Origin of the sequence: Flavobacterium sufflavum (genome assembly GCF_004016525.1) — a bacterium.
Taxonomy (GTDB): domain Bacteria; phylum Bacteroidota; class Bacteroidia; order Flavobacteriales; family Flavobacteriaceae; genus Flavobacterium; species Flavobacterium sufflavum.
On sequence record NZ_SACJ01000003.1, the window covers coordinates 286416 to 307942 of the forward strand.

Annotated in this window: 19 protein-coding genes; 6 read left to right on the forward strand and 13 right to left on the reverse strand. The window is 33.0% G+C overall.

Annotated elements, in window-relative coordinates; all coding sequences use genetic code 11:
* Nucleotides 1-3: 3 nt before the first annotated feature.
* Complete coding sequence (locus tag EOD40_RS06950) at nt 4-2187, forward strand: tetratricopeptide repeat-containing hybrid sensor histidine kinase/response regulator (protein ID WP_231129592.1); 2184 nt, start codon at nt 4-6, stop codon at nt 2185-2187.
* On the opposite strand, the gene EOD40_RS06955 is transcribed toward EOD40_RS06950, so the two are convergent.
* Together EOD40_RS06955 and lpxK are read right to left on the reverse strand one after the other, a co-directional pair.
* Entirely contained in the window at nt 2184-2996 is an 813-nt protein-coding gene (locus EOD40_RS06955) for a purine-nucleoside phosphorylase (protein ID WP_128194168.1), read from the reverse strand. The genes EOD40_RS06950 and EOD40_RS06955 overlap by 4 nt on opposite strands.
* Nucleotides 2968-3993: a tetraacyldisaccharide 4'-kinase gene (gene lpxK / locus EOD40_RS06960; RefSeq protein ID WP_128194169.1), complete on the reverse strand. Its 1026-nt coding sequence runs from the start codon at nt 3991-3993 to the stop codon at nt 2968-2970. The genes EOD40_RS06955 and lpxK overlap by 29 nt, the downstream gene beginning before the upstream one ends.
* 107 nt (nt 3994-4100) lie before the next feature.
* Between lpxK and EOD40_RS06965 the strand changes: the two genes are divergently transcribed.
* The 4 genes from EOD40_RS06965 (at nt 4101) to rluF (ending at nt 7802) form a co-directional block, all read left to right on the forward strand.
* The gene (locus EOD40_RS06965) at nt 4101-5195 is read left to right on the forward strand and encodes a Nif3-like dinuclear metal center hexameric protein (RefSeq protein WP_128194170.1); all 1095 of its coding nucleotides are present in this window, start codon (nt 4101-4103) and stop codon (nt 5193-5195) included.
* Nucleotides 5196-5198: 3 nt separating this feature from the next.
* Entirely contained in the window at nt 5199-5978 is a 780-nt protein-coding gene (locus EOD40_RS06970; RefSeq protein ID WP_128194171.1) for a zinc ribbon domain-containing protein, read from the forward strand.
* A gap of 40 nt (nt 5979-6018) precedes the next feature.
* A complete protein-coding gene (locus tag EOD40_RS06975) occupies nt 6019-6861 on the forward strand; it encodes an alpha/beta fold hydrolase (protein ID WP_128194172.1) in 843 nt (280 codons plus the stop codon).
* A gap of 128 nt (nt 6862-6989) precedes the next feature.
* On the forward strand, nt 6990-7802 hold the full coding sequence (gene rluF / locus EOD40_RS06980) for a 23S rRNA pseudouridine(2604) synthase RluF (protein WP_128194173.1): 813 nt from the start codon (nt 6990-6992) through the stop codon (nt 7800-7802).
* A 50-nt stretch (nt 7803-7852) separates the two neighbouring features.
* On the opposite strand, the gene EOD40_RS06985 is transcribed toward rluF, so the two are convergent.
* The 9 genes from EOD40_RS06985 to EOD40_RS07025 form a co-directional block, all read right to left on the reverse strand.
* Entirely contained in the window at nt 7853-8566 is a 714-nt protein-coding gene (locus EOD40_RS06985; RefSeq protein ID WP_128194174.1) for a hypothetical protein, read from the reverse strand.
* A gap of 4 nt (nt 8567-8570) precedes the next feature.
* Nucleotides 8571-9956, reverse strand: a complete 1386-nt coding sequence (locus EOD40_RS06990; protein ID WP_128194175.1) for a DUF4153 domain-containing protein — start codon at nt 9954-9956, stop codon at nt 8571-8573.
* Nucleotides 9957-10008: 52 nt separating this feature from the next.
* Nucleotides 10009-10305 (reverse strand): winged helix-turn-helix domain-containing protein, encoded by a 297-nt coding sequence (locus EOD40_RS06995; RefSeq protein WP_128194176.1) that lies wholly within the window; start codon nt 10303-10305, stop codon nt 10009-10011.
* Between the two features lie 12 nt (nt 10306-10317).
* Entirely contained in the window at nt 10318-10932 is a 615-nt protein-coding gene (locus EOD40_RS07000) for a hypothetical protein (protein WP_128194177.1), read from the reverse strand.
* Between the two features lie 171 nt (nt 10933-11103).
* Nucleotides 11104-13659, reverse strand: a complete 2556-nt coding sequence (locus tag EOD40_RS07005; protein WP_128194178.1) for a TlpA family protein disulfide reductase — start codon at nt 13657-13659, stop codon at nt 11104-11106.
* Nucleotides 13660-13850: 191 nt separating this feature from the next.
* Nucleotides 13851-14531, reverse strand: a complete 681-nt coding sequence (locus EOD40_RS07010; protein ID WP_128194179.1) for a hypothetical protein — start codon at nt 14529-14531, stop codon at nt 13851-13853.
* The gene (locus EOD40_RS07015; RefSeq protein WP_128194180.1) at nt 14518-14895 is read right to left on the reverse strand and encodes a GntR family transcriptional regulator; all 378 of its coding nucleotides are present in this window, start codon (nt 14893-14895) and stop codon (nt 14518-14520) included. Before EOD40_RS07015 ends, EOD40_RS07010 begins: the two co-directional genes overlap by 14 nt.
* A 1-nt stretch (nt 14896) precedes the next feature.
* Nucleotides 14897-15724 carry a hypothetical protein gene (locus EOD40_RS07020; protein ID WP_128194181.1) on the reverse strand — a complete coding sequence of 276 codons (828 nt, stop codon included), beginning with the start codon at nt 15722-15724 and terminating at the stop codon, nt 14897-14899.
* On the reverse strand, nt 15714-16550 hold the full coding sequence (locus EOD40_RS07025; RefSeq protein WP_128194182.1) for an ABC transporter ATP-binding protein: 837 nt from the start codon (nt 16548-16550) through the stop codon (nt 15714-15716). Before EOD40_RS07025 ends, EOD40_RS07020 begins: the two co-directional genes overlap by 11 nt.
* A gap of 338 nt (nt 16551-16888) precedes the next feature.
* Between EOD40_RS07025 and EOD40_RS07030 the strand changes: the two genes are divergently transcribed.
* Nucleotides 16889-19060 carry a response regulator gene (locus EOD40_RS07030; protein WP_128194183.1) on the forward strand — a complete coding sequence of 724 codons (2172 nt, stop codon included), beginning with the start codon at nt 16889-16891 and terminating at the stop codon, nt 19058-19060.
* A gap of 57 nt (nt 19061-19117) precedes the next feature.
* On the opposite strand, the gene EOD40_RS07035 is transcribed toward EOD40_RS07030, so the two are convergent.
* Both EOD40_RS07035 and ffh read right to left on the reverse strand, forming a co-directional pair.
* A complete protein-coding gene (locus tag EOD40_RS07035) occupies nt 19118-19999 on the reverse strand; it encodes a bifunctional 5,10-methylenetetrahydrofolate dehydrogenase/5,10-methenyltetrahydrofolate cyclohydrolase (RefSeq protein WP_128194184.1) in 882 nt (293 codons plus the stop codon).
* Between the two features lie 78 nt (nt 20000-20077).
* Nucleotides 20078-21436 (reverse strand): signal recognition particle protein, encoded by a 1359-nt coding sequence (gene ffh, locus EOD40_RS07040; protein ID WP_128194185.1) that lies wholly within the window; start codon nt 21434-21436, stop codon nt 20078-20080.
* Nucleotides 21437-21527 lie beyond the last annotated feature (91 nt).

A 21527-nucleotide genomic window follows, 5' to 3' on the forward strand; every position in this document is an offset into this window, starting at 1 on the left:
TGAATGAAATTACAAATCAAATTCTACCTGATTTTCGTTATTTTATTTAATTCAGTTCTGTATTCTCAAAAAGAAGAAACAGATAGTATCCGCTATTACAGTAGTTTAGCCAATACTAACATAAAAGAAAACAACTACAAAAACGCTTTTTCATATACTCAAAAAGCGATTGATTTTGCTCAGGGAAATTCAAAAATAAATGAGCAGGCTAATCAAATAGCCAAATTAGGAAAACTCTTTTATAATCTAAAAAAATATGATGATGCCATAGAAAAACTCACCGAAAGCATCAACTTATACAAAACCCTCAGCCCTTCGACTGAATATGCTAAAACCTATTATTATCTGGGATTAGCCTACATAGGGAACAACAATTTTAAGGCTGCCAAAATTTGCAATGACAAAACACTTGCCATTTCAAAAGCACTTCAAATTAAGGATAATGACGACCTGATTAATCTTCAAAAAGCTATTATCTATAGTTCGACTCAAAAAATAAATGAAGCTGCTGCTATTTTCAATACTATAATTTCAAAAGCGGATAATCCCGGTATTTTAAACACAAAAGCGGAAGCTTTGTACCAAATGGGACTTATTGAAGAACACAACAACCGAAATAACTTAGCCTTAAATTATTTCAACAAAGCCTTAAACCTAAATGCCAAGAATGAAAATTTAGATCAAAAATCTAATATTTTACTTGCCATCAGTGACGTTTATGAAAAAATGCTTGACAAAAGCAACGCCTACGCTTTTTTAAAATTACATCTTAATTTAAAAGAAAGTATTGCCATTTCGATTAATGAAAAATTAGGAATTAACGACTACGAAGCTTTCAAAGAAAACCAAAGAAGACAAAACTTAGCCCGACTTAATAAAGAAAAAGAAGAACAGGAGCAAACAGAGAAATTTTCCAGATTAATCAACTACTTGTCTATTGCCCTAATTGCTATTCTATCCTTATTGAGTTTATCATTGTATCGAAATAATCTTATTCGAAAAAAGACGAATCTTTTACTGAAAGAAAAAAATAACGAACTGATAAAAGCTAAAATAAAAGCCGAAAAAGCCTCAAATGCAAGAGCCGATTTCTTGTCTACAGTTAGTCACGAACTCAGAACTCCATTAAATGCCATTAACGGGATTACACATTTGTTATTAGAAGAAAATCCTAAAAAATCGCAATTGCATTATCTTAATTCGCTACAATATTCAGGGAATTATCTAACCGCTTTTATCAATGATATTTTAGAAATCAACAAAATAGATTCGAGTAAGGTAGAGCTGGAACACATCAATTTTAATTTAAAACAATTGCTAGAAGGCATACAAAACTCTTTAATTGAAGTTGCCACAAAAAACAAAAATGCCTTCTTATTAGACATCGACCCTAGTATCCCGAATAATTTAATTGGCGATCCTATTAAGTTATCCCAAATATTCATTAACCTAATTAACAATGCACTAAAATTCACTAAAAATGGAAAAGTGATCATTGTAGCCAAACTAAATTCCATAGAAGGAGAAAAAGCCAGAGTATTTTTTGAAATAACCGATACCGGAATAGGAATTCCTGCCGAAAAATTAGAAACCGTTTTTGAGAGTTTTTCCCAAGGATCCACCGAAATTAACCGAAAATATGGCGGAACCGGCTTAGGCTTGACTATCGTAAAAAAGCTATTGAACTTATTGGGAAGTGATGTTCATTTAAAAAGTACCCTTGGGGAAGGATCCTGCTTTTCGTTTGAATTAGAATTAAGCATCAATAACAACCTGGTTCCGGTTGAGCAAAAAGTAAAAACCACTTTTGATATCTCTAAAATAAAAGGCAAAAACATCTTAGTGGTAGAAGACAATAACATCAACCAGATGATTACTAAAAAAATGCTTGAGAATAAAGAGATTCTTTGCGAAGTAATTGACAATGGCGAAGATGCTATTACAGCCCTTAAAAACAACAACTACGATTTGGTGCTGATGGATGTGCATTTACCCGGAATAAACGGAACAATTGCTACTCAGGAAATCAGAAAATTTGACGCTGCCACACCTATTATAGCCATGACAGCCATTTCGCTGAATGAGAATAGAGAAATGCTGCTCTCTTTTGGAATGAACGATGTAATAACTAAACCTTTTATCCCAAAAGATTTCTACAACATCTTATCTAAATACCTGGACAACTAATAATTTAAAATCAATTCTTTGATTAGTTTTCGAACTTTAGGTTCGGCATTTCGAGCGGCTTCCAAAACCTCTTCGTGAGAAACAGTTTCTATACTTTCTTCGTCCCCCATATCCGTAATTACCGAAACACCAAAAGTTTCCAAATCCATGTGACACGCCACGATAACCTCAGGAACAGTAGACATTCCCACGCAATCGGCACCCAGGATTTTCACCATTTTATATTCGGCCAAGGTTTCAAATGTAGGTCCTTGCAAACCTAAATAAATTCCGTCTTTGACTTCTATATTGTTTTTCTGAGCTAATTCCTTTGCCTGAGCAATCATTTTTTTCGAATAAGGCTCACTCATATTAACAAAACGGGGACCAAAACGTTCATCGTTTTTCCCTCGCAAAGGATGTTCCGGAACCATATTAATATGATCCTTGATAAGTACAATATCACCTACTTTATAATTAGGGTTCACTCCGCCCGAAGCATTCGAAACAATCAACTTTTGAACTCCTAAATACTTCATCACACGCACCGGAAAAGTAACTTCCTGCATCGAATAACCTTCATAATAATGAAAACGACCTTGCATGGCTACTACTTTTTTATCGCCAATAGAACCGAAAACTAAAGCTCCTTTATGCCCTTCAACTGTAGAAACCGGGAAATTAGGAATTTCGGAATAAGGCAAAGTATATTCTATTTGAATATCATCCGTAAAATTCCCTAATCCTGAACCTAAAATCACACCATATTCCGGGGTAAAATTGGTTTTTGCTTTTATAAAACTAACAGTTTCCTGTACTAGCTCCCACATAGTTTTTAATTTTTTTATCGAATTGATCTGCTCCTAAAAGAAACGAACTCTGTATTGGTAAATAAAAAAGTTGTTCGTCCGGCAAACTTCCTTTTAATCGTACATAATCTTTTTCGGTAGTAATAATAACCGAATCCTGAGCTTTAATAATAATTTCCTGGATATCATTTTCAGAAAAATGATGATGATCAGGATAAGTCAAACAAACATCTTTTGGATTTTTCAAATAGGAGAAAAAAGGCTCCGGTTTAGCAATCCCGGCCAAAAGCAGCTTATTTTCATCCTGAATTTCGCTTATTTTTATCTTGCTGTTTTCTGAATAAATACAATCATCATAAGCAATACAACTAAAATACAATTCTTGATTTTCGGCTAGTTTTAGTTTGGTTTTTATCGAAAGTTGCTCTGCTGTAGAAAGATCTGATGGACATTTAGTAACGACTACTACATCGGCTCTTTGTGCCCCGCTTCTGCTCTCTCTAAGATTACCCGTTGGCAGCATAAAATCATCTGCATAAATATCACCGTAAGCAGTCAATAAAATATAAAAACCAGCTTTCACTTTTCGGTGTTGATAGGCATCATCAAGCAAAATCACTTCAGGTTTTGGATTTTTCGAAAGCAACTGCTCTATTCCGTTTTTTCGGTTGGCATCAACGGCAACTTGAATATTTGGGAATTTTTGAAAAAACTGAAAAGGTTCATCACCCAGAATTTCAGCATTGGCATTGACATCAGCCAAAACAAATCCTTCTGATTTTCTTTTATAACCACGACTTAAAGTAGCCACTTTGTAATTATCTGACAGCAACCGAATCAGGTATTCAATCTGAGGCGTTTTTCCTGTTCCGCCCACGCTTAGATTTCCCACAGCAATTACAGGCAAGTCAAAAGAATAGGATTTCAGAATGCCTTTATCAAAAAGAAAATTCCTAATAGCGGTTATCAAACCATATAAAATGGCAAAAGGAAAGAGTATTTTTCGAAGAATATTCATAATACGAAAGTAGAATATTTTATCTTTGAATTGAAATCAAAAAATGTTTTTGTTCATTTGGTTTTATAGCTATTCAAAAAACCAAGTCTTTAAAAATCCCTTTTCAAATGAAAATAAAAGAAATTCTTTCTGTTCTCGAAGAAATGGCGCCTCTAGCCTATGCCGAAGATTTTGACAACGTTGGTCTATTAGTTGGTGACCAAAATGCAGAGGCTACAGGAGCTTTAGTTTGTCATGATGCCTTAGAAAATGTAATTGACGAAGCTATTGCCAAAAAATGCAATTTGGTGGTTTGTTTTCATCCTATTTTGTTTTCAGGTTTAAAGAAAATAACGGGCAAGAATTATGTAGAACGCGCGATTATTAAAGCCATAAAAAATGACATTGCCATCTATGCCGTTCATACTGCCTTAGACAATCATCAGGATGGAGTGAATAAAATATTTTGCGATGCCTTGGGATTGAAAAAGACGAAAGTATTGATTCCGAAACCCAATTTTATTCGAAAATTAATTACCTACACCATTCCTGAAAATGCCGAAAAAGTACGCAATGCCTTATTTGAAGCCGGGGCCGGAAACATTGGCAATTATGAGGATTGCAGTTTCAATTCTAAAGGAATTGGAACTTATATGGGCAACGAACACAGTAATCCGGAAATAGGCGAACGCTTTGAATTTGTAGAAAGCGAAGAAATAAAAATCGAAGTCACTTTCGAGAAATATTTGGAACCAAAAATCCTAAAAGCACTTTTTAAAAACCATGTTTACGAAGAAGTGGCTTATGAAATCTATGATTTGCAAAATCCACATCAAAATATCGGTTTGGGAATGATAGGTGAATTTGAAAGTCCGATGGACGAAAAAGACTTTCTGGCCTTAGTAAAAGACAAAATGCAAGCCGATGGAATCCGTCATTCGGCATTTTTAGGCAAATCCATAAAAAAAGTAGCCGTCTTGGGAGGCTCGGGAAGTTTTGCCATAAAAAACGCTATTCAGGCCGATGCTGATGCTTTTTTAACAGCCGATTTGAAATACCATCAGTTTTATGAAGCCGAAAATCGATTACTTTTAGCCGATATTGGACATTTTGAGAGTGAACGCTATACAAAAAATTATATTGTTGATTTTCTTCGGAAAAAAATCCTTAATTTTGCCATCATTTTATCAGAAGAAAATACAAATCCAGTTAAGTACTTATAGAATATGACTAATACGAAAGAATTAAGTGTTGAGGACAAGTTAAGAGCCATCTACGATTTACAATTGATTGACTCTAGAATTGACGAAATTAGAAATGTAAGAGGGGAACTTCCTCTTGAAGTGGAAGATTTAGAAGATGAAGTTGCTGGTTTAAGCACACGTTCTGAAAAATTGAAAAGCGAGCTTGAAGTTATCGAAGAGCAAATAAAAGCTAAAAAGAACAGTATTGATGACCACAAAGAGGCTATCAAAAAATATACTAAACAACAAGAAAATGTTCGTAACAACAGAGAATTCAACTCTTTAACTAAAGAAATCGAATTTCAGGAACTTGAAATTCAATTGGCTGAAAAGCAAATGAAAGAAATGAAAGCTTCTATCGAACACAAGAAAGAGATTATTGCTCAATCTAAAGAAAAATTAGAGCTAAAATCAAATCACTTGAAACATAAAAAATTAGAGTTAGACGCTATCATGGCCGAAACTGCTAAGGAAGAAGAATTTTTAACTGAGAAATCTGCTGAGTTCCAAGAACAAATCGAAGAAAGATTATTGGCAGCTTACCGAAGAATTCGCTCAAGTGTTCGTAACGGATTAGCTGTTGTTTCTATCGAAAGAGGAGCATCTGCAGGTTCATTCTTCACGATTCCACCACAAACACAGGTTGAAATTGCTTCAAGAAAAAAAATCATCATCGATGAGCATTCTGGAAGAATTTTAGTAGACAGCAGTTTAGCTGAGGAAGAAAAAGAAAAAATGGAAAACTTATTTGCTAGTATTTAATTATATTTAAGTCCCGATTCACCATCGGGACTTTTTTATTATGAAAAAAGCACTTTATTTTTTACTTACTAAATCCATTGGTTTCTACATCAATGCTTTAAGCTTTATTTTTCCTGACAAAGCTACACAACTCGCTTATGCTTTCTTTAGTGAACCTCGTGATGGAAAATTAGCAAAAGACAATCTTCCGGAAATTCTTCGCGAAACCGAAAAAGAAACCTATCAACATCAAGGGGGATTTTTCCAGACCTATACCTGGAAAGGCAATGAGAATACTATTCTGCTAGTTCACGGCTGGGAAAGTAATGCTTCCCGATGGGAAAATTTATTACGCTACTTAAAAAAATCAGGAAGCACTATTATAGCAATCGATGCTCCTGCACATGGTTTATCCAGCGGCAAGGAATTCAACATTCCGCAGTATGCGACTTTTATAGATATCATCGTTCAAAAATTCAATCCTAAACATCTTATAGGACACTCCTTAGGCGGTAAAACCTGCCTTTACTACCAATCGACATATCAAAATAACAGCATTGAAAAGATGGTTATTTTAGGTTCGCCTAGCGATTTCCAAATCATTCTCAACAATTATATTAATTTATTGAGCCTGAATTCTAAAATTTCAAAAGGTCTGGAAAATCATTATCTCAATCACTTCAACCTTCAATTAGAACATTTTTCAGGAAAATCATTTGCTTCCAAAATAAAAACAAAAGGACTCATTGCCCATGACATCGAAGACACCATCGTTTTATTTGAAGAAGGAAAAAAAATAGCCAGTGCCTGGCAAGATGCTATTTTCATTGAAACCAAAGGCCTTGGTCATAGCCTGCACGGTGAAGAATTATATCAAAAAGTGTATCAATTCCTGTTTGAATAATTATTCAATATCAAAAATCAATAACAATGACAATATCAATTTTAAATCTTAAAATAGAATTGCAATAGACTTTTGTCATTGTTATTGCCATTGTTAATTGTTATTGTATTATTGCTTACTTTTGCACTATGGAAGAAAATCTAAAACGTCTCAATAAATTCATAGGAGAAACGGGCTTTTGCTCCCGTCGTGAAGCTGATAAATATATTGAAGAAGGTCGTGTTACCATCAATGGAGTTGTGCCTGAATTAGGGACAAAAGTTGGTTCAAATGACGAAGTGCGTATTGATGGCAAACTGATTCATGAGAAAAACGAAAAACACGTTTACCTTGCTTTTAACAAACCCGTTGGAATTGAGTGTACCACTAACCTAGAGGTTCGCAACAATATTGTCGATTACATCAATTATCCTAAACGTATTTTCCCAATAGGCCGATTAGACAAAGCATCGGAAGGTTTGATTTTCATGACCAATGATGGTGATATTGTCAACAAAATATTGCGTGCCAGAAACAACCACGAAAAAGAATATACAGTTACCGTAAACAAGCCGATTACCGACCGTTTTATACAACGAATGGGTAATGGTGTTCCAATTTTAGACACTATAACCCGAAAATGCAAGGTAGAACAAATTAGCAAAAACATTTTCAAAATCGTTCTTACCCAAGGTTTGAATCGTCAAATTCGTAGAATGTGTGAATATTTAGGCTACGAAGTTACTGCCCTGAAACGTATTCGTATCATTAATATTTCACTGGATGTTCCTGTGGGACGCTACCGCGATTTGACTGATGCTGAAATCAAAGAATTAAACGAACTTATCGAGCCTTCAAGCAAAACCGAAGAAGCGAGTTTACCCAAAGCTGAGGCTCCAAAACGCAGAACCGAATTCATCAAAAAAAATGATCCTAGATTTAAGAAAAGAGGAGATTATTAAAATAAAAAAGCCCATCTCGTTCTAAAAAACAAGATGGGATTTTTTTCACCTTATTCATTTATAATCTTCTCTATTTTATCATGTAAATTTTCCTTAATCCAAAGATTCATCTTTTCTTTACTCTCAGCTTCACTTTTACACCAAGGACAAGTTTCGTTCACTAAAACTTTTTGATTTTTTAAATCGAATAACGAATGATATAAACCTCCTCGTTCCATAATTAAATAATTATTTTTGATAAAAATTTTTACTCCGTCCAAATTTTTAGGACCTTCATCATAATTACTACAAATAAAAATAAAATCTAAATTCACAACATTTTTTCCTTCTTCAAGTTCCATCTCTGAATTGTGAACAAGCTTTTTATCAACTTTTTCTTGATTGTTCCATTTATCTTTTCTCCATTTTATAATACACCATTCTGTATCATCAAATCCAGCCATAGAAAAGTACAACCCATAAATATCTTGTTCATACTCTAAATGTTGCTGATAGAGATAGTTCTTAAAAACAGATTTCAAAACGTTAATTTTTATATCTAAATACTTCTTACGTCCTTCATCATTAAGTCCTTTCCCTGTATCCTTTCTATATTTTTTAGTAACATTTAAATCTTTATCAATCAACTTTTCTTCTTTAAGTTTATCGATTTCTAATTTTTCTACCAAATCAAAATAATAATCAACACTACGATATTCTAACTTTTGTGAATATAAATTAACTGATAAAAAATAATACGCCATTAAAAACAAGATTGTTTTCATCTCTCTATTTATCAACTTTTACAAATTCATAATACAAGGCTTTAGATAAAAAGCTTTCACTTTGCTCCTCTTCCACTCTTTGCTTTATATGATCCAATTGCTTTACTTCTTCAGGCTTTGAAGCAAAATAATCCTGATAAATTTCTTCATTGAAATTCAGTTCTCTCAAATATTCAGCATCTACACCTTTACCAACAGCAATATTATAATTCGTAATCAGATTGCCCCAATTGACAAAACTGCATATCAGAATCGTTCCGTAGAAATACCAAAGCATTTGATTGAAAAGGAAAGCATTGGTTTTTTGTTTGCTGATTTTTATAAAGGAAATCACCAAGCCAATTATTGCCAAAATCAAGAAAGCATAAACACCTAATCGTTTATAGGTCAAGCCGAAAAAAGAAACGTATTCGGAATTTTTAATCATCGCACTCAATATTAAAACTCCGTTTAAGAAAATCCAAATTTTAGATAATCGTTTCAAGGTTTTTGCTTTTTCATCAAAATTAAATCCTCCTTTAAAGTAGAATAAAATCACGCCAACCGCCATAACGATTGAAAAAACAACAGCATTAACCCTTTCATGCGTATCCGAACTCAATTTTGATTTTTCGACAACTTCAAAAAACTGTTCGTAATTATAAGTGACTATAAAAACCAAAAGCAACGTATTTAAAAGAAATAAAGTAATCTCACCACTTTTTCTTTCGAAGTCAATATCCAGAAACGAAAATGAATTTTGATTTTCTGTTTTTGCTTCTTCTTTAAAATCGTTATCTAATAATTCATTCTTTTCGTAACAAACTTCAGGAATCCAATAATTCCAGAAAGTAAACGAAATATAAAATCCTAAAGCTGTAAGAACAAATGCTTGCCAAACATCAATATCTAAATAATAATCGGTAAACAAAGATGAAAAATGATCGCTTCCAAAAGAATACACAATTAAAAACAATCCCAAAAATACGGCTGGAATAATAAAGTAGGCTATCAACTTTTTAGCAAAACCACTATTGACTTTCCGTTTGGGAATGTATTGATTGAACATCAAAATTCGACCTAATGATGCAATTCCGTTTACCACAACAAGCGGAAATACTTGGAACACTTTAAGATTAGGTTCTTGTGTTTTGAACTGTAAAAAGACAATAGAAAAAGCCATAGCAAAAAATGATGGAAAATCTCCGTACCAGGCAAAAGCAAAACAAGATAATACCGATGTGATCACTAAAACCAAATGGAGCCTACTGCTAAGCTTTTCCTGAAAGAAATAACAAATCAAGGTGGTTTGTAACAGACCGAAAATAGCCCAATTAAGACCTAAATCCTCGTTGTAAAAAAGCAGTGTAAAAATCAAACTGCTAGCTAAAATAAAATGTAGTTTTTTCATAATTCTCAATTTAAAAGTACTTTGCGTTTCAAAGTTATTAGACAAAAAAATTTTAGTTATTCGATTTCATTAATTTTTCAAGACTATTCAAGTGCTCATTAAAGGCCGCGCGTCCTCTATTAGTCACTCTATAAGATGTTTTAGGCTTTTTGCCCACAAATTCTTTCTTTATTTCAATATATTCTGCTTTCTCTAAGGCCGAAGAATGACTGGCTAAATTACCATCAGTAATATTCAAAAGCGTTTTCATTTCGGTAAAATCAATCCAGTCGTTAACCATCAAAATGGACATAATCCCCAATCTGACACGACTTTCAAAATCCTTATTTAGCTTATCAATGATTCCCATTAGTTGGCTGTTTTATTTGTATTTTTTAAACATAATTAATCCGTACAATATATGTAAAACACCAAATCCAAGAATCCAAAAAATCAAACCGTAACCCAGATAAAACATAGAAATACTCCCCAAAGCGACTTCACAAAACCCCAGATATTTAATATCCGAAAAAGTATATTTTTCAGCATTTACAAGTGCTAAACCATAAAACACCAAAGTGGCCGGCGCAATCAAAACATACATTTGATGAAACAACAGAGCCAAACAAAACAATCCTCCTACTGCCAATGGGATCGCCAGATTCAATAACATATTTTTTGTTGTCGAAGTCCAAATAGGTAAATTGTACTTTTTACTTTTTCTAACGGTAAATAAAATTCCGAACGTTAATGCAAAAGTAAAAATGACAATCCCACTAAATACGAGTTCTGAGACTAAACTCATCGAAAACTCCTTGTTCTTTCCTTCGAAATAATTAATTCCGTTTTTCTCAAACAATTGATAAACGTACAAACCGCCAATCAAGGCTGACAATCCTGCAAATACTCCTGAGAGTCCGCTTAAAGATATAAATCTTGAAGAACGCTCCATCATAGAGCGAATGTGTGATAAATCTTCCTGATGCTTCTGATTCATAATTAAAGTACTTTGAGATACAAAGTTAATTTAATTTTTGAAATGAGGCCATCAAAAAACATTTTTTTTTACAGAAATTCAATACTAAAGCCTTTAATTAAAAATCCCAACAAAAGATATCTATTCGAATATCTTTTATTGGGATTTTGATCTATTTAGAATTACAATCTATTACATCTGCTTCTCTAAAATCTTCTTTAAGCCTTCATTAGAATGATGTCCTAATTCTGGATTTACTACTTCTCCTTTTTTATTAACCAATACATAATGTGGAATTCCCGTAACATTAAACTTTTTGGTCAAATATTTCCACTCATCCTCCGAAACTCTGTAGTGCTCTCCTTTAATATCAGGAATACTGTTACTCCATGTCTTTTCTGGCGAAGATTGGCCGGTGATATACAAAAAGACAACATCTTTACTCTTCATTTCTTCTTTTAACGGTGCAATTTCTTTAATTCCTGATTTACAAGGTCCGCACCAGGTTGCCCAAAAATCAACATAAATTACTTTGCCTTTAAACTTGGCTATCATCGAATTAAAAAGCTCATCTCCAGTTGCTTTTTGAACTGTATTGACTGCAAAACCTGTTTTGGATTTATTAGCTTCTAATCTGGCTTTCAGTTTATCATTTTCAAAAACAATATAATTGGATAAAAATGGATGCTTAATATTTTTCTGAATTGTTTGTAATTCACTTTCTGTATAAGGAGTAAAATTGTTTTCGAGCATTCTTGCTTTTTGCTGTAGCAACATTGCGTCAATTAAAAAAGTCTCTTTTAAACCATAAACTTCTTTCATTTTATTATAACTCTTATTAGAATATAATCCTGAGATAATATTCTGTATGTCTTTCATGTATTTTTTACCAAATTCCTCAGGTTTCTTAGCATACTTTTGCTCAAAGGCCTTTTTGACAACAAGTTCTTCTTTTGATAATTGAATCAATTTATAATTGGATACTAATTCTTTTTCTTCGGCAGTAAGAGATACTCCCTGAGTTTTTAAATAGGCTGCGAAATCTCCTACTGAAATATCATTCTGAAGTTTATTTTTTTGCAATGCTTCATAAGCCTCTTTGTGATTATTATTAAAATCTGCAATTTTAGTTTTATTAGTCGTATTAAAATCAAGTAACCTTAAATTTCCTTTTTCCAATTTTCCGAATGCTCCAATCATTTCTAACTCCTCATTAGTCAACACGATACCATTGTCCTGAAGTGTTTTAGCCATATCTGACATAGTCCTGAACGAAGGTAAAACAGGATGCTCATTTAAAGCCTCAACATTAGCTAAATTACTGGCAAAATAAGAGAAATTATTAGCTATCACTACAGCTTCGTTATTCAACATGGATTTGGTAATAAAATCATAATATGATGCCTCTATTTTATAATCTTCATCAGATGTAGCAACCTTATTTGCTGCTTTATCACTTTGAGCAATCTGTCTGTAGGTCTGATAAGTAAGAATTTGTGCAAAAGCCAAAAATTCAATATCTAACTTTTTAATTTGTAATGCTTTCTGACTAACAAATTGCTTTTGAGAAATAACATCCAACTCCTGTAATTGTTTCTCTTTTATTTCCAAACAAGCTTGTTTGAAAGCTTCGGGACTCATTTCTAAGATTGTTTTTCTCAATTTTTGATAATCTTTATAAGATTCTGCCTTTTCCAATGCCTTAAGATCTGTATTTATACCAGCACAATCGCCCATAAACAAAACAGCATCTACATCTATTAATTGAAATGTTTCTTTTCCGGGCTCAACAAAAACCGTAGAATTAGCTCCCGGAATTTGTACAAAAACAGACATAGGATGATTTATTGGAAATTGTACCTTAAAACTGCCATCATTAGCAATTTCGACTATGTAAGTGTCCTGACTTCCGGTAAGGGCGTTACTTACATATACTTTTCCTGTTTTTCTACCTGCTCTAGCAGTATAACCTTTAATAAAGCCGGAAAAAGTAGCCGAATCTGATTTAAAAATATTTGAAGAAAATATTTCATCATTGGCTAACTTATAATTCGGATTTTCTGTTTTTTCCTTACTGTAAACTGCTAATTTTTCTTTATTGTCTCCAATTTTTACCGCTCCTTTTTTATCTATTTGTACATAAACTGTTTTTAGATTTCCGTTTCTTTCCAGAACAATACTATAATTGTTTTTTTTCTGACTTACTGTTTTATAATTCCAAACTGCTTTGTCAACAACTGCCTGATTGGCATAAAATCCATAATCCCATTGATTACTTCCATCGGTTTGAAACCAGTTTCCTTGAAGTACTTTTGGCAGTAACGATTCAACATCTTTTTCGTTAAGTACAATATCGTAAACAGACCAATTATTAGGATTATTATTGCCTTCACCAAAATCTATTTTATCTATTCCATTTTTCAACTTAGGGAAGAAAACCTTATAGTTTGCCTCTCCTGTTTCAGGCATCGTATATCTTTCTCCAAATGGGATTCCTTCGGTTTGGGTTGCCAAGTATTTTACACCTCCATTGATATCCTGTATATAGGTATCCTTAGGAACTTGAATCCATTGTCCGGGTTGGTATTTAATATAGAAATGAATGATTGTTGCCGAATCGGTCAATTCAATTTTAGTTAATTTCCCAGGAAGATTACTCAAACCATAGTCTGGTTTATCAATTGTTTTCTGCGAGAAAACACCACAGTTCATCAGAAGTGCAACAAGAATACTAAAGATTTTTTTCATGCTTTTTTTGGTTGGTTAGAAGTTGATCATGATTGTTTGTAGGTTATTACACAAACATCATCAAACTTAATTATTAATTCAGAAAAAGATTATAATAATTTGTTAAAAGAAAGAAAACACTGTAGCATCTACTATAGTTTTCCAAAAGCAAGATAAAGGCAAATTAATTTTAAATTTATCGAAGTTAAATTCTAAAAGAATAATTGACTCGACTTATCTTTTTGCAGATTTAATTTTCCATCGATAGAACAATTAAGCATTGATTTATTTTTTAAGCTCCCTAATACATTTTCAATACTTTTATCCGAATCTATGTTAAGATCTGTTTTATCCAATTGCAATTGTAATTTTTTAATATTATCACCTCTAAAACGCACATAAGAATCTTGAGAAGTAAGACTTACAAATACTGTTTCATTTAATTCTCCTGTTAATTCAGATTTATTCATAGTAATCCTCAAAGAATCAGCTTTAAATTTCTCCATTCGAACATTTGAGTTTTCTTTAATTATAATACTTTTTACGTTTAAACAAGAAACATAAGTTAGATTTCGGGTATGTCTTACTTGATCTTTTTTTAATTGAACCGAAGAAATGAAAAGAGTATCATTTCGAACCACAAAAGAACCAATATCAGGAAGAGTATTTTTCAAATAGGTCTGTGTTATTTTGTTTTCCTTTTCACTTTTTAAACTAAAAATTGCACTAGGCTCTGCTACGACAACTGAAAAAGGAGGTAGTAGTTTTTCTTGCTTTACAAAATCAGCTTTATCATCAACTCCTTTATAATATTTAGAACCCATAAATAATAAGATAATCCCTCCAAAAAGAAAGATTAAAAAAGAAAGAAATATGATGTTAGATATTTTCATGATCGTTATTTTTAATAGTCGTTAGTAATTCGTTTAAATCGGCACTGTTTAGTTGGAGTAACTTTACTTTAAGAAGGAAATCTGGTAAATCCTGACTGAAAAAACTGGTTTTTTCATTGGCTTTAATGAGCTCGAAAGCTTTTTCGGAAACAAAAAATCCAATGCCCCGTTTGTTGTCAAAAATCCCGGATTCTTGCAAATTAGCATAAGCCCGCATGACCGTGTTGTGATTCACTTCAAACTCAGCAGCCAAATCCCGCACCGAAGCCACCCGATCACCCGATTGCAATTGCCCTTCCAAAATTTGCCTACAGAGATTATCTACTATTTGCAGATAAATCCCTTTGGTTGATTTAAAATCCATATTAAGCCTCCTTTTCTTTTAATTTAAAATAAGCGATTGGCAAAAAGAATACCCAAGAAAGTAACGACAAGGATAACAAGGAAAATTCAGTACTGTCAAAATTATCAGTCACTTGAAAAGCATAAAATTGTATATCAAAAAATCGAGGTGATGAATAAAAAACATTAGATAGTAACATTGAAAACAAAATACCGCTAAAGAATAGAATAATGGAAATTACTACAGTTTTGACCAAAGCATATCTTTTAAAGAAAGTTGATCCAGCAAAGAGATAAGTTCCGTAAGAGAAAAAACCAAAAATCATAAGCAGTATCTGCCAAGTATCCCACAACTTACCCTCTCTGGTTACTAAAAGGCAATATTCAAAATAAGGTACTTTAACCGGATCAAAAAATTGATTTCCATTAATCATTTCCGGAAGTAAAGAAGCTTTGGCTAAACGAATGGCAATCCAAAAAATTCCCAAAGCTATAGGAATAAAAAATCCTATCCTCAATAAAAACTGCACTAGAAACTTTTCGAATGTCGATCCTGGAATCAATAAATAATTAGCAGTTTTAATTTTATCGGTAAAATCAGGAAATGCAGTGCCTACAATAACCCCCACTCCCATCATAAAAAACACAAAACAAACCATATAAAAAATATTGATACTTTCGGCATAACTCATTATACTGCCTTTACTAGAACTAAGAAACCAATAGGTCAATAAATAAGTTATCAATCCCAATCCAAGAATAGCCAAAAGATATTTTGTTCTATTAATTAATAAATCTTGCTGGAATAAACGAACAAATCGATTCAAATTAAAATGGTTATTAAACGGCATGGCTTATAGATTTTAAGGTTACTTTATTGATAATGGCATTAAAAAGCAGTTCGATGTCTATTTCGGTTTCTTCGAGTTCATCTGCTGGTGTTATGATTCGGTAACCGCCCAGACATTTCTCCTGATAAATTGGGGTTTCTATTCCCGCCAAACTGGCTACGGTTTTAAATTGCCATTGTTTACTGATATCAAAAATAGTTTCGTTGTAAACCATTTTCCCTTCATCAAGAACTACTATTGTATCAATAATGGTTTCAATGTCTTTTACCTGATGAGTCGAAATCAAAACCAATTGTTCCTCGGAAACTGAACTGACCAATATTTTTCGGAACAAACTCTTGGACGGAATATCCAAACCATTTGTTGGTTCGTCCAGAATAAGCAAACTGCAATTAGTTGATAAGGCAAAAGCAATCAGGAATTTCTTGCGTTGTCCATGCGAAAGTCCGTTCAGGTTTTTTTTAGATTCTAATTCGAATTCCTGCAAAATGCGGTTCATTTTTTCATAATCGAATTTAGGATACAAAGGAGCGGTTGCCTTTATATACAATGCAATAGTTATCGAAGGAAACGAAAACTCCTCAGAAACCATATAGAGGTCCGACAAAAAATCAGGCAATCGATCAAAAGGTTTAAAACCATTAATGTTCAATTCTCCAATTTGTGGTTTTAGTAAACCCGTAATCAGCTTAAGAAAAGTTGATTTACCGGCACCATTTTTACCCAGCAATCCGACTATACTTCCATTTTGCTGCTCAAAAGATAAATCAGTAAACAAAGCGTCCTGCTTTTTGTACTGAAACGTTAAGTGTTGAATGCTTATCATAATATATTTTATTAGTGTACTAGTTTTGTAGTACACAAAGAAATAAAATTATTGTTAAACCAACAAGTGTTTTTATAAAAAATCTTACTTTTTTCACTTCAAAAAACTAAAAACCAAGCTATAACTGAGAAAAAGCCAACTAAAATTTAACTACAAACATTATCTAAATCATCTATTTCTATTCTATAAACAATAACTTAACCTTTTGTTTCAAGTCTTTTAATCCGTTTTGTTGATGAGCTTAATAAATTTGCAGAGCATTAAATACAATACCCTTGAAATTTTTCTTCAACAATTTACGTTACTTCAGAACACAAATATTTTTATCCTTTTCATCAATGATTGCATTGATTGTGGTTTGGTTTATGTTTTACCTCTACATCGACCGCAAAGTAGATCATCTGAATAATTTCACTTATAAATCCTATAGAATTTCGCAGGAATTCAGCTCGAACATAAAAAATTTTCAAACCTTTTTATTATCCGGATACAAAGGGAAAGACTTTTACATCCATCACAATCAAAAAGACCTAAAACTCTATATAGACCATTTAAAAAGGCAAAAAAAAGAAATCGATTTACTTTTCAATGAATCGAAAGAATTGAACATTGGCAGTAATCCCACCATGACTGCAGTTTCAAGAAAAATAGATCACCTTTATACTATCGTAAACCAGTTTAAAGAAATAGCATTAATCAGGGGATTTAAAGATTACGGAATTGAAGGAAAAATGAGAAACAAAGCCCATTTTCTCGAAGAAAAATCCTCATTAGACAAAATTACTTTACTCCAGTTTCGCAGGCACGAGAAAGATTATCTGTTGCGTTCGGACAAAACTTCCATCAAAAAATTTGAAAGCTTGTTCCATCAGACTTTGAAAGAAAAAAACATTGATGTGCTGACCAAGCAAGTACTTATTGACTACAAAACCAATTTTGATTCTTTGGTAAAATTGAGTTCACAACTGGGAGTTTCAGAAAATCAGGGATTGTACAAAAAAATAAATCAAATCAATGGATTTATTGAAAACTCCTTTGTTCAAATCATAGCCCACAATAAAAAAAGGATCAATGAACTAAAAGAAACCTTATTTTATGTGCAATTATCTCAAACCTTACTCATGGCATTAATTGCCTTGTTATTGTGTATTTACATTTCTAAATATTTCACTAAAGACATTCAACTGCTTTCATTGGATATTTCAAACTACATAAAATCCAATTTCAAGGAAGCTGTATCCGATATAAATCATGATTCCTCCATCAGGGAAGTCGATTTCCTATTAAAGAGTTACGGAATATTAAAAGAAAAGCTGTCTGAAAACATTATCTTCTTAGAAAAGAAAACGGAACAGGCTAATAAAACGGCAGCCTTCAAAACGCAATTTCTTGCCAATATGAGTCACGAAATCCGATCTCCTCTTAACGGCGTTATCGGAATGCTGAACATGCTTAAAACAAGCTCCTTAAACAGCGAACAAACAGAACATATAGAAATTGCCGAACACAGTGCCAACCATCTTTTGGGCATTGTAAATATGATTCTGGATCATTCTAAAATGGAAGCCGGCAAAATGAAACTGGAGAAACACCCTATTCATCTTAAAAAAGAGTTATCTAAACTGATTCGGTTATTCGAATACCGTATTAAAGACAAAAACATAGCATTACACTTTAATTTTGACGAGAACATTGACAGCAATATCTTTTGCGATAATTTAAGATTACAACAGGTATTAATCAATCTTTTGGACAATGCCATTAAATTTACTTCCGAAGGAGATGTAAAACTCGAAGTACGATTAGTCAAAAAAGAAAACAAGCTGCAATATCTAAATTTCCGAATCATGGATTCTGGAATTGGTATCGATGTGAATAAAACAGAACAATTGCTATTAGCCTTTGAACAGGCCGATTTAACAACAACCCGAAAATATGGAGGAACAGGACTTGGCTTGACCATTTCAAACCAATTAATACATTTAATGAAAGGTTCCAAATTAAATATAATCGCATTAGAAGAAGGCGGTTCCAGTTTTAGTTTCGACATTCCGTTTTCACTAAATACCGATTCTTTACCTATTGAAAATCAAGACACTCTATCTCATGATACTGATAAAAAAAGTATCCAAAAAGCCTTAATTGTAGAAGACAATATCATCAATCAAAAGGTTTTAAAAAAGCTATTAGACAAATTAAACATTCCTAATACTATTGCTAATAATGGGCTGGAAGCTGTTTTACTTTTCGAAAAAAACGACTACGATATTATTTTCATGGATTTGCACATGCCTGAAATGGACGGATTTGAAGCCACAAAAAAAATCCATTCATTAGCTAAATACAAATTGAGAAATATTCCAATTGTTGCAGTAACTGCCAGCGCTTTTGATGAAGATAAAACCAAAGCAATAGCCAGTGGTATGGACGATTTTGTAACAAAACCTATTGTTTTGAAAAATCTTGAAGAAACCATTGCCAAGCAGATGGAACAATATCATTATTCATAAAAACACAAAACCCAAGATTTCTCTTGGGTTTTATTGTATCATAAAATATATAATAAACTATTTTCTACTTCTGATTTTTCTAGCTAGAAGTGTGTTTTTCAATAACATTGCAATAGTCATTGGTCCTACTCCACCAGGAACTGGTGTAATAAAAGATGATTTTTTACTTACTCCGTCAAAATCAACATCTCCTTTAATTACATATCCTTTTGAGTTTGTAGCATCCTCCACACGGGTAATTCCCACATCAATAATAACTACACCATCTTTTACCATATCAGCCTTTAAAAATTCCGGTACTCCTAAAGCCGTAATAATGATATCGGCATTTTTAGTATATTCTTCTAAATTTTTAGTACGACTGTGAGTCAAAGTAACAGTTGAATCACCAGGATTTCCTTTACGGCTCATCAAAATACTCATAGGACGACCTACAATATGACTACGCCCAATTACAACGGTGTGTTTTCCTGAAGTTTCAACCTTGTAACGCTCTAACAACTCCATAATTCCAAAAGGAGTAGCCGGCAAAAACGTTTCCATTTCTAAAGCCATACGTCCAAAGTTAGTAGGATGAAAACCATCTACATCTTTTTGAGGGTCAATAGCTAAAAGGATTTTTTCCTCGTCGATATGTTTTGGCAAAGGCAATTGAACAATATAACCATCTAAGTCTTCATTCTCATTCAACTCTTTGATTTTGTCTAATAATTCAGCTTCAGTAATGGTTTCCGGCAAAGCTACCAAAGTAGAATCGAAACCAATTTGCTCGCAAGAGCGTACTTTACTACCTACATAAGTTAAACTTGCACCATTATTTCCAACAATAACAGCTGCTAAATGAGGTACTTTTTCCCCATTGGCTTTCATTTGTTGTACTTCGGCTGCGATTTCTTTTTTAATATCTTCCGAAGTTTTTTTTCCGTCTAGTATTTGCATTGTTATTTTTAGTTATGGGTTATCAGTTATAATTTATGAGTTATATAAAACTCATAATTCATAACTCACAATTTATAATTATTTCATTCCCGGCATTCCACCTGGCATTCCTTTCATACCGCCCATCATTTTCATCAGGTTTTTTCCGCCTGGGCCTTGCATCATTTTCATCATTTTACTCATTTGGTCAAACTGTTTCATTAACTGGTTTACCTGCTCCACTTTAGTCCCTGAACCCTTAGCTATTCTTGCTTTTCTTTTTACATCAATCAAAGCAGGTTTTTTTCTTTCTAATGGAGTCATCGAATAGATAATAGCTTCAATATGTTTGAAAGCATCATCTTCAATTTGAACATCTTTCATGGCTTTAGAAGCTCCCGGTATCATTCCTACCAAATCCTTCATATTACCCATTTTCTTTACTTGTTGAATCTGGGTCAGGAAATCATCAAAACCAAATTCATTCTTTGCGATCTTCTTTTGTAATTTTCTGGCTTCTTCTTCGTCAAATTGCTCTTGCGCTCTTTCAACCAAAGAAACAACGTCTCCCATCCCAAGGATACGTTCCGCCATACGGTCTGGATAGAAAACATCAATTGCTTCCATTTTTTCACCAGTACCTACAAATTTAATTGGTTTATTAACAACCGATTTAATAGACAAGGCTGCTCCACCACGGGTATCACCATCTAGTTTAGTCAGGATAACACCATCAAAGTTCAAGATATCGTTAAAAGCTTTTGCAGTATTTACTGCATCTTGCCCTGTCATCGAATCCACAACAAATAAGGTTTCCTGTGGCTTAATAGCAGCGTGAACACGTGCAATTTCGTCCATCATCTCCTTATCTACAGCCAAACGACCTGCTGTATCGACAATAACCACATTAAATCCGTTTGCTTTAGCATGCTTAATAGCGTTTTGTGCAATATCAACAGGATTTTTATTCTCAGGCTCTGAATATACTTCAACACCTATTTGGTCTCCCACCACATGCAACTGATTAATCGCCGCAGGACGGTAAATATCACAAGCTACCAAAAGTGTTTTTTTGTTCTTTTTTGTTTGAAGATAATTAGCCAATTTCCCGGAAAAAGTAGTCTTTCCAGAACCTTGTAAACCTGACATCAAAATCACAGAAGGCGTTCCCTGCAAATTAATTCCTGCTACGTCACCTCCCATTAATTCAGTCAACTCGTCTTTAACCAACTTTACCAATAATTGTCCTGGCTGTAAAGTAGTTAATACGTCCTGACCTATCGCCTTATCTTTTACTCTGGCAGTAAAATCTTTGGCAATTTTAAAATTCACATCGGCATCAAGTAACGCACGACGCACTTCTTTTAATGTATCAGCAACGTTTACTTCGGTAATTTTACCGTGACCTTTTAATATATGAAAAGCTTTATCTAATTTTTCGCTTAAATTATCGAACATAGTATTATTTTTTTTTGAAATGCAAAGATAAACTAATTAGATAATTAGGCAATTACATAATTAGTTTATTGGCATTGATTTTAAACTTTAT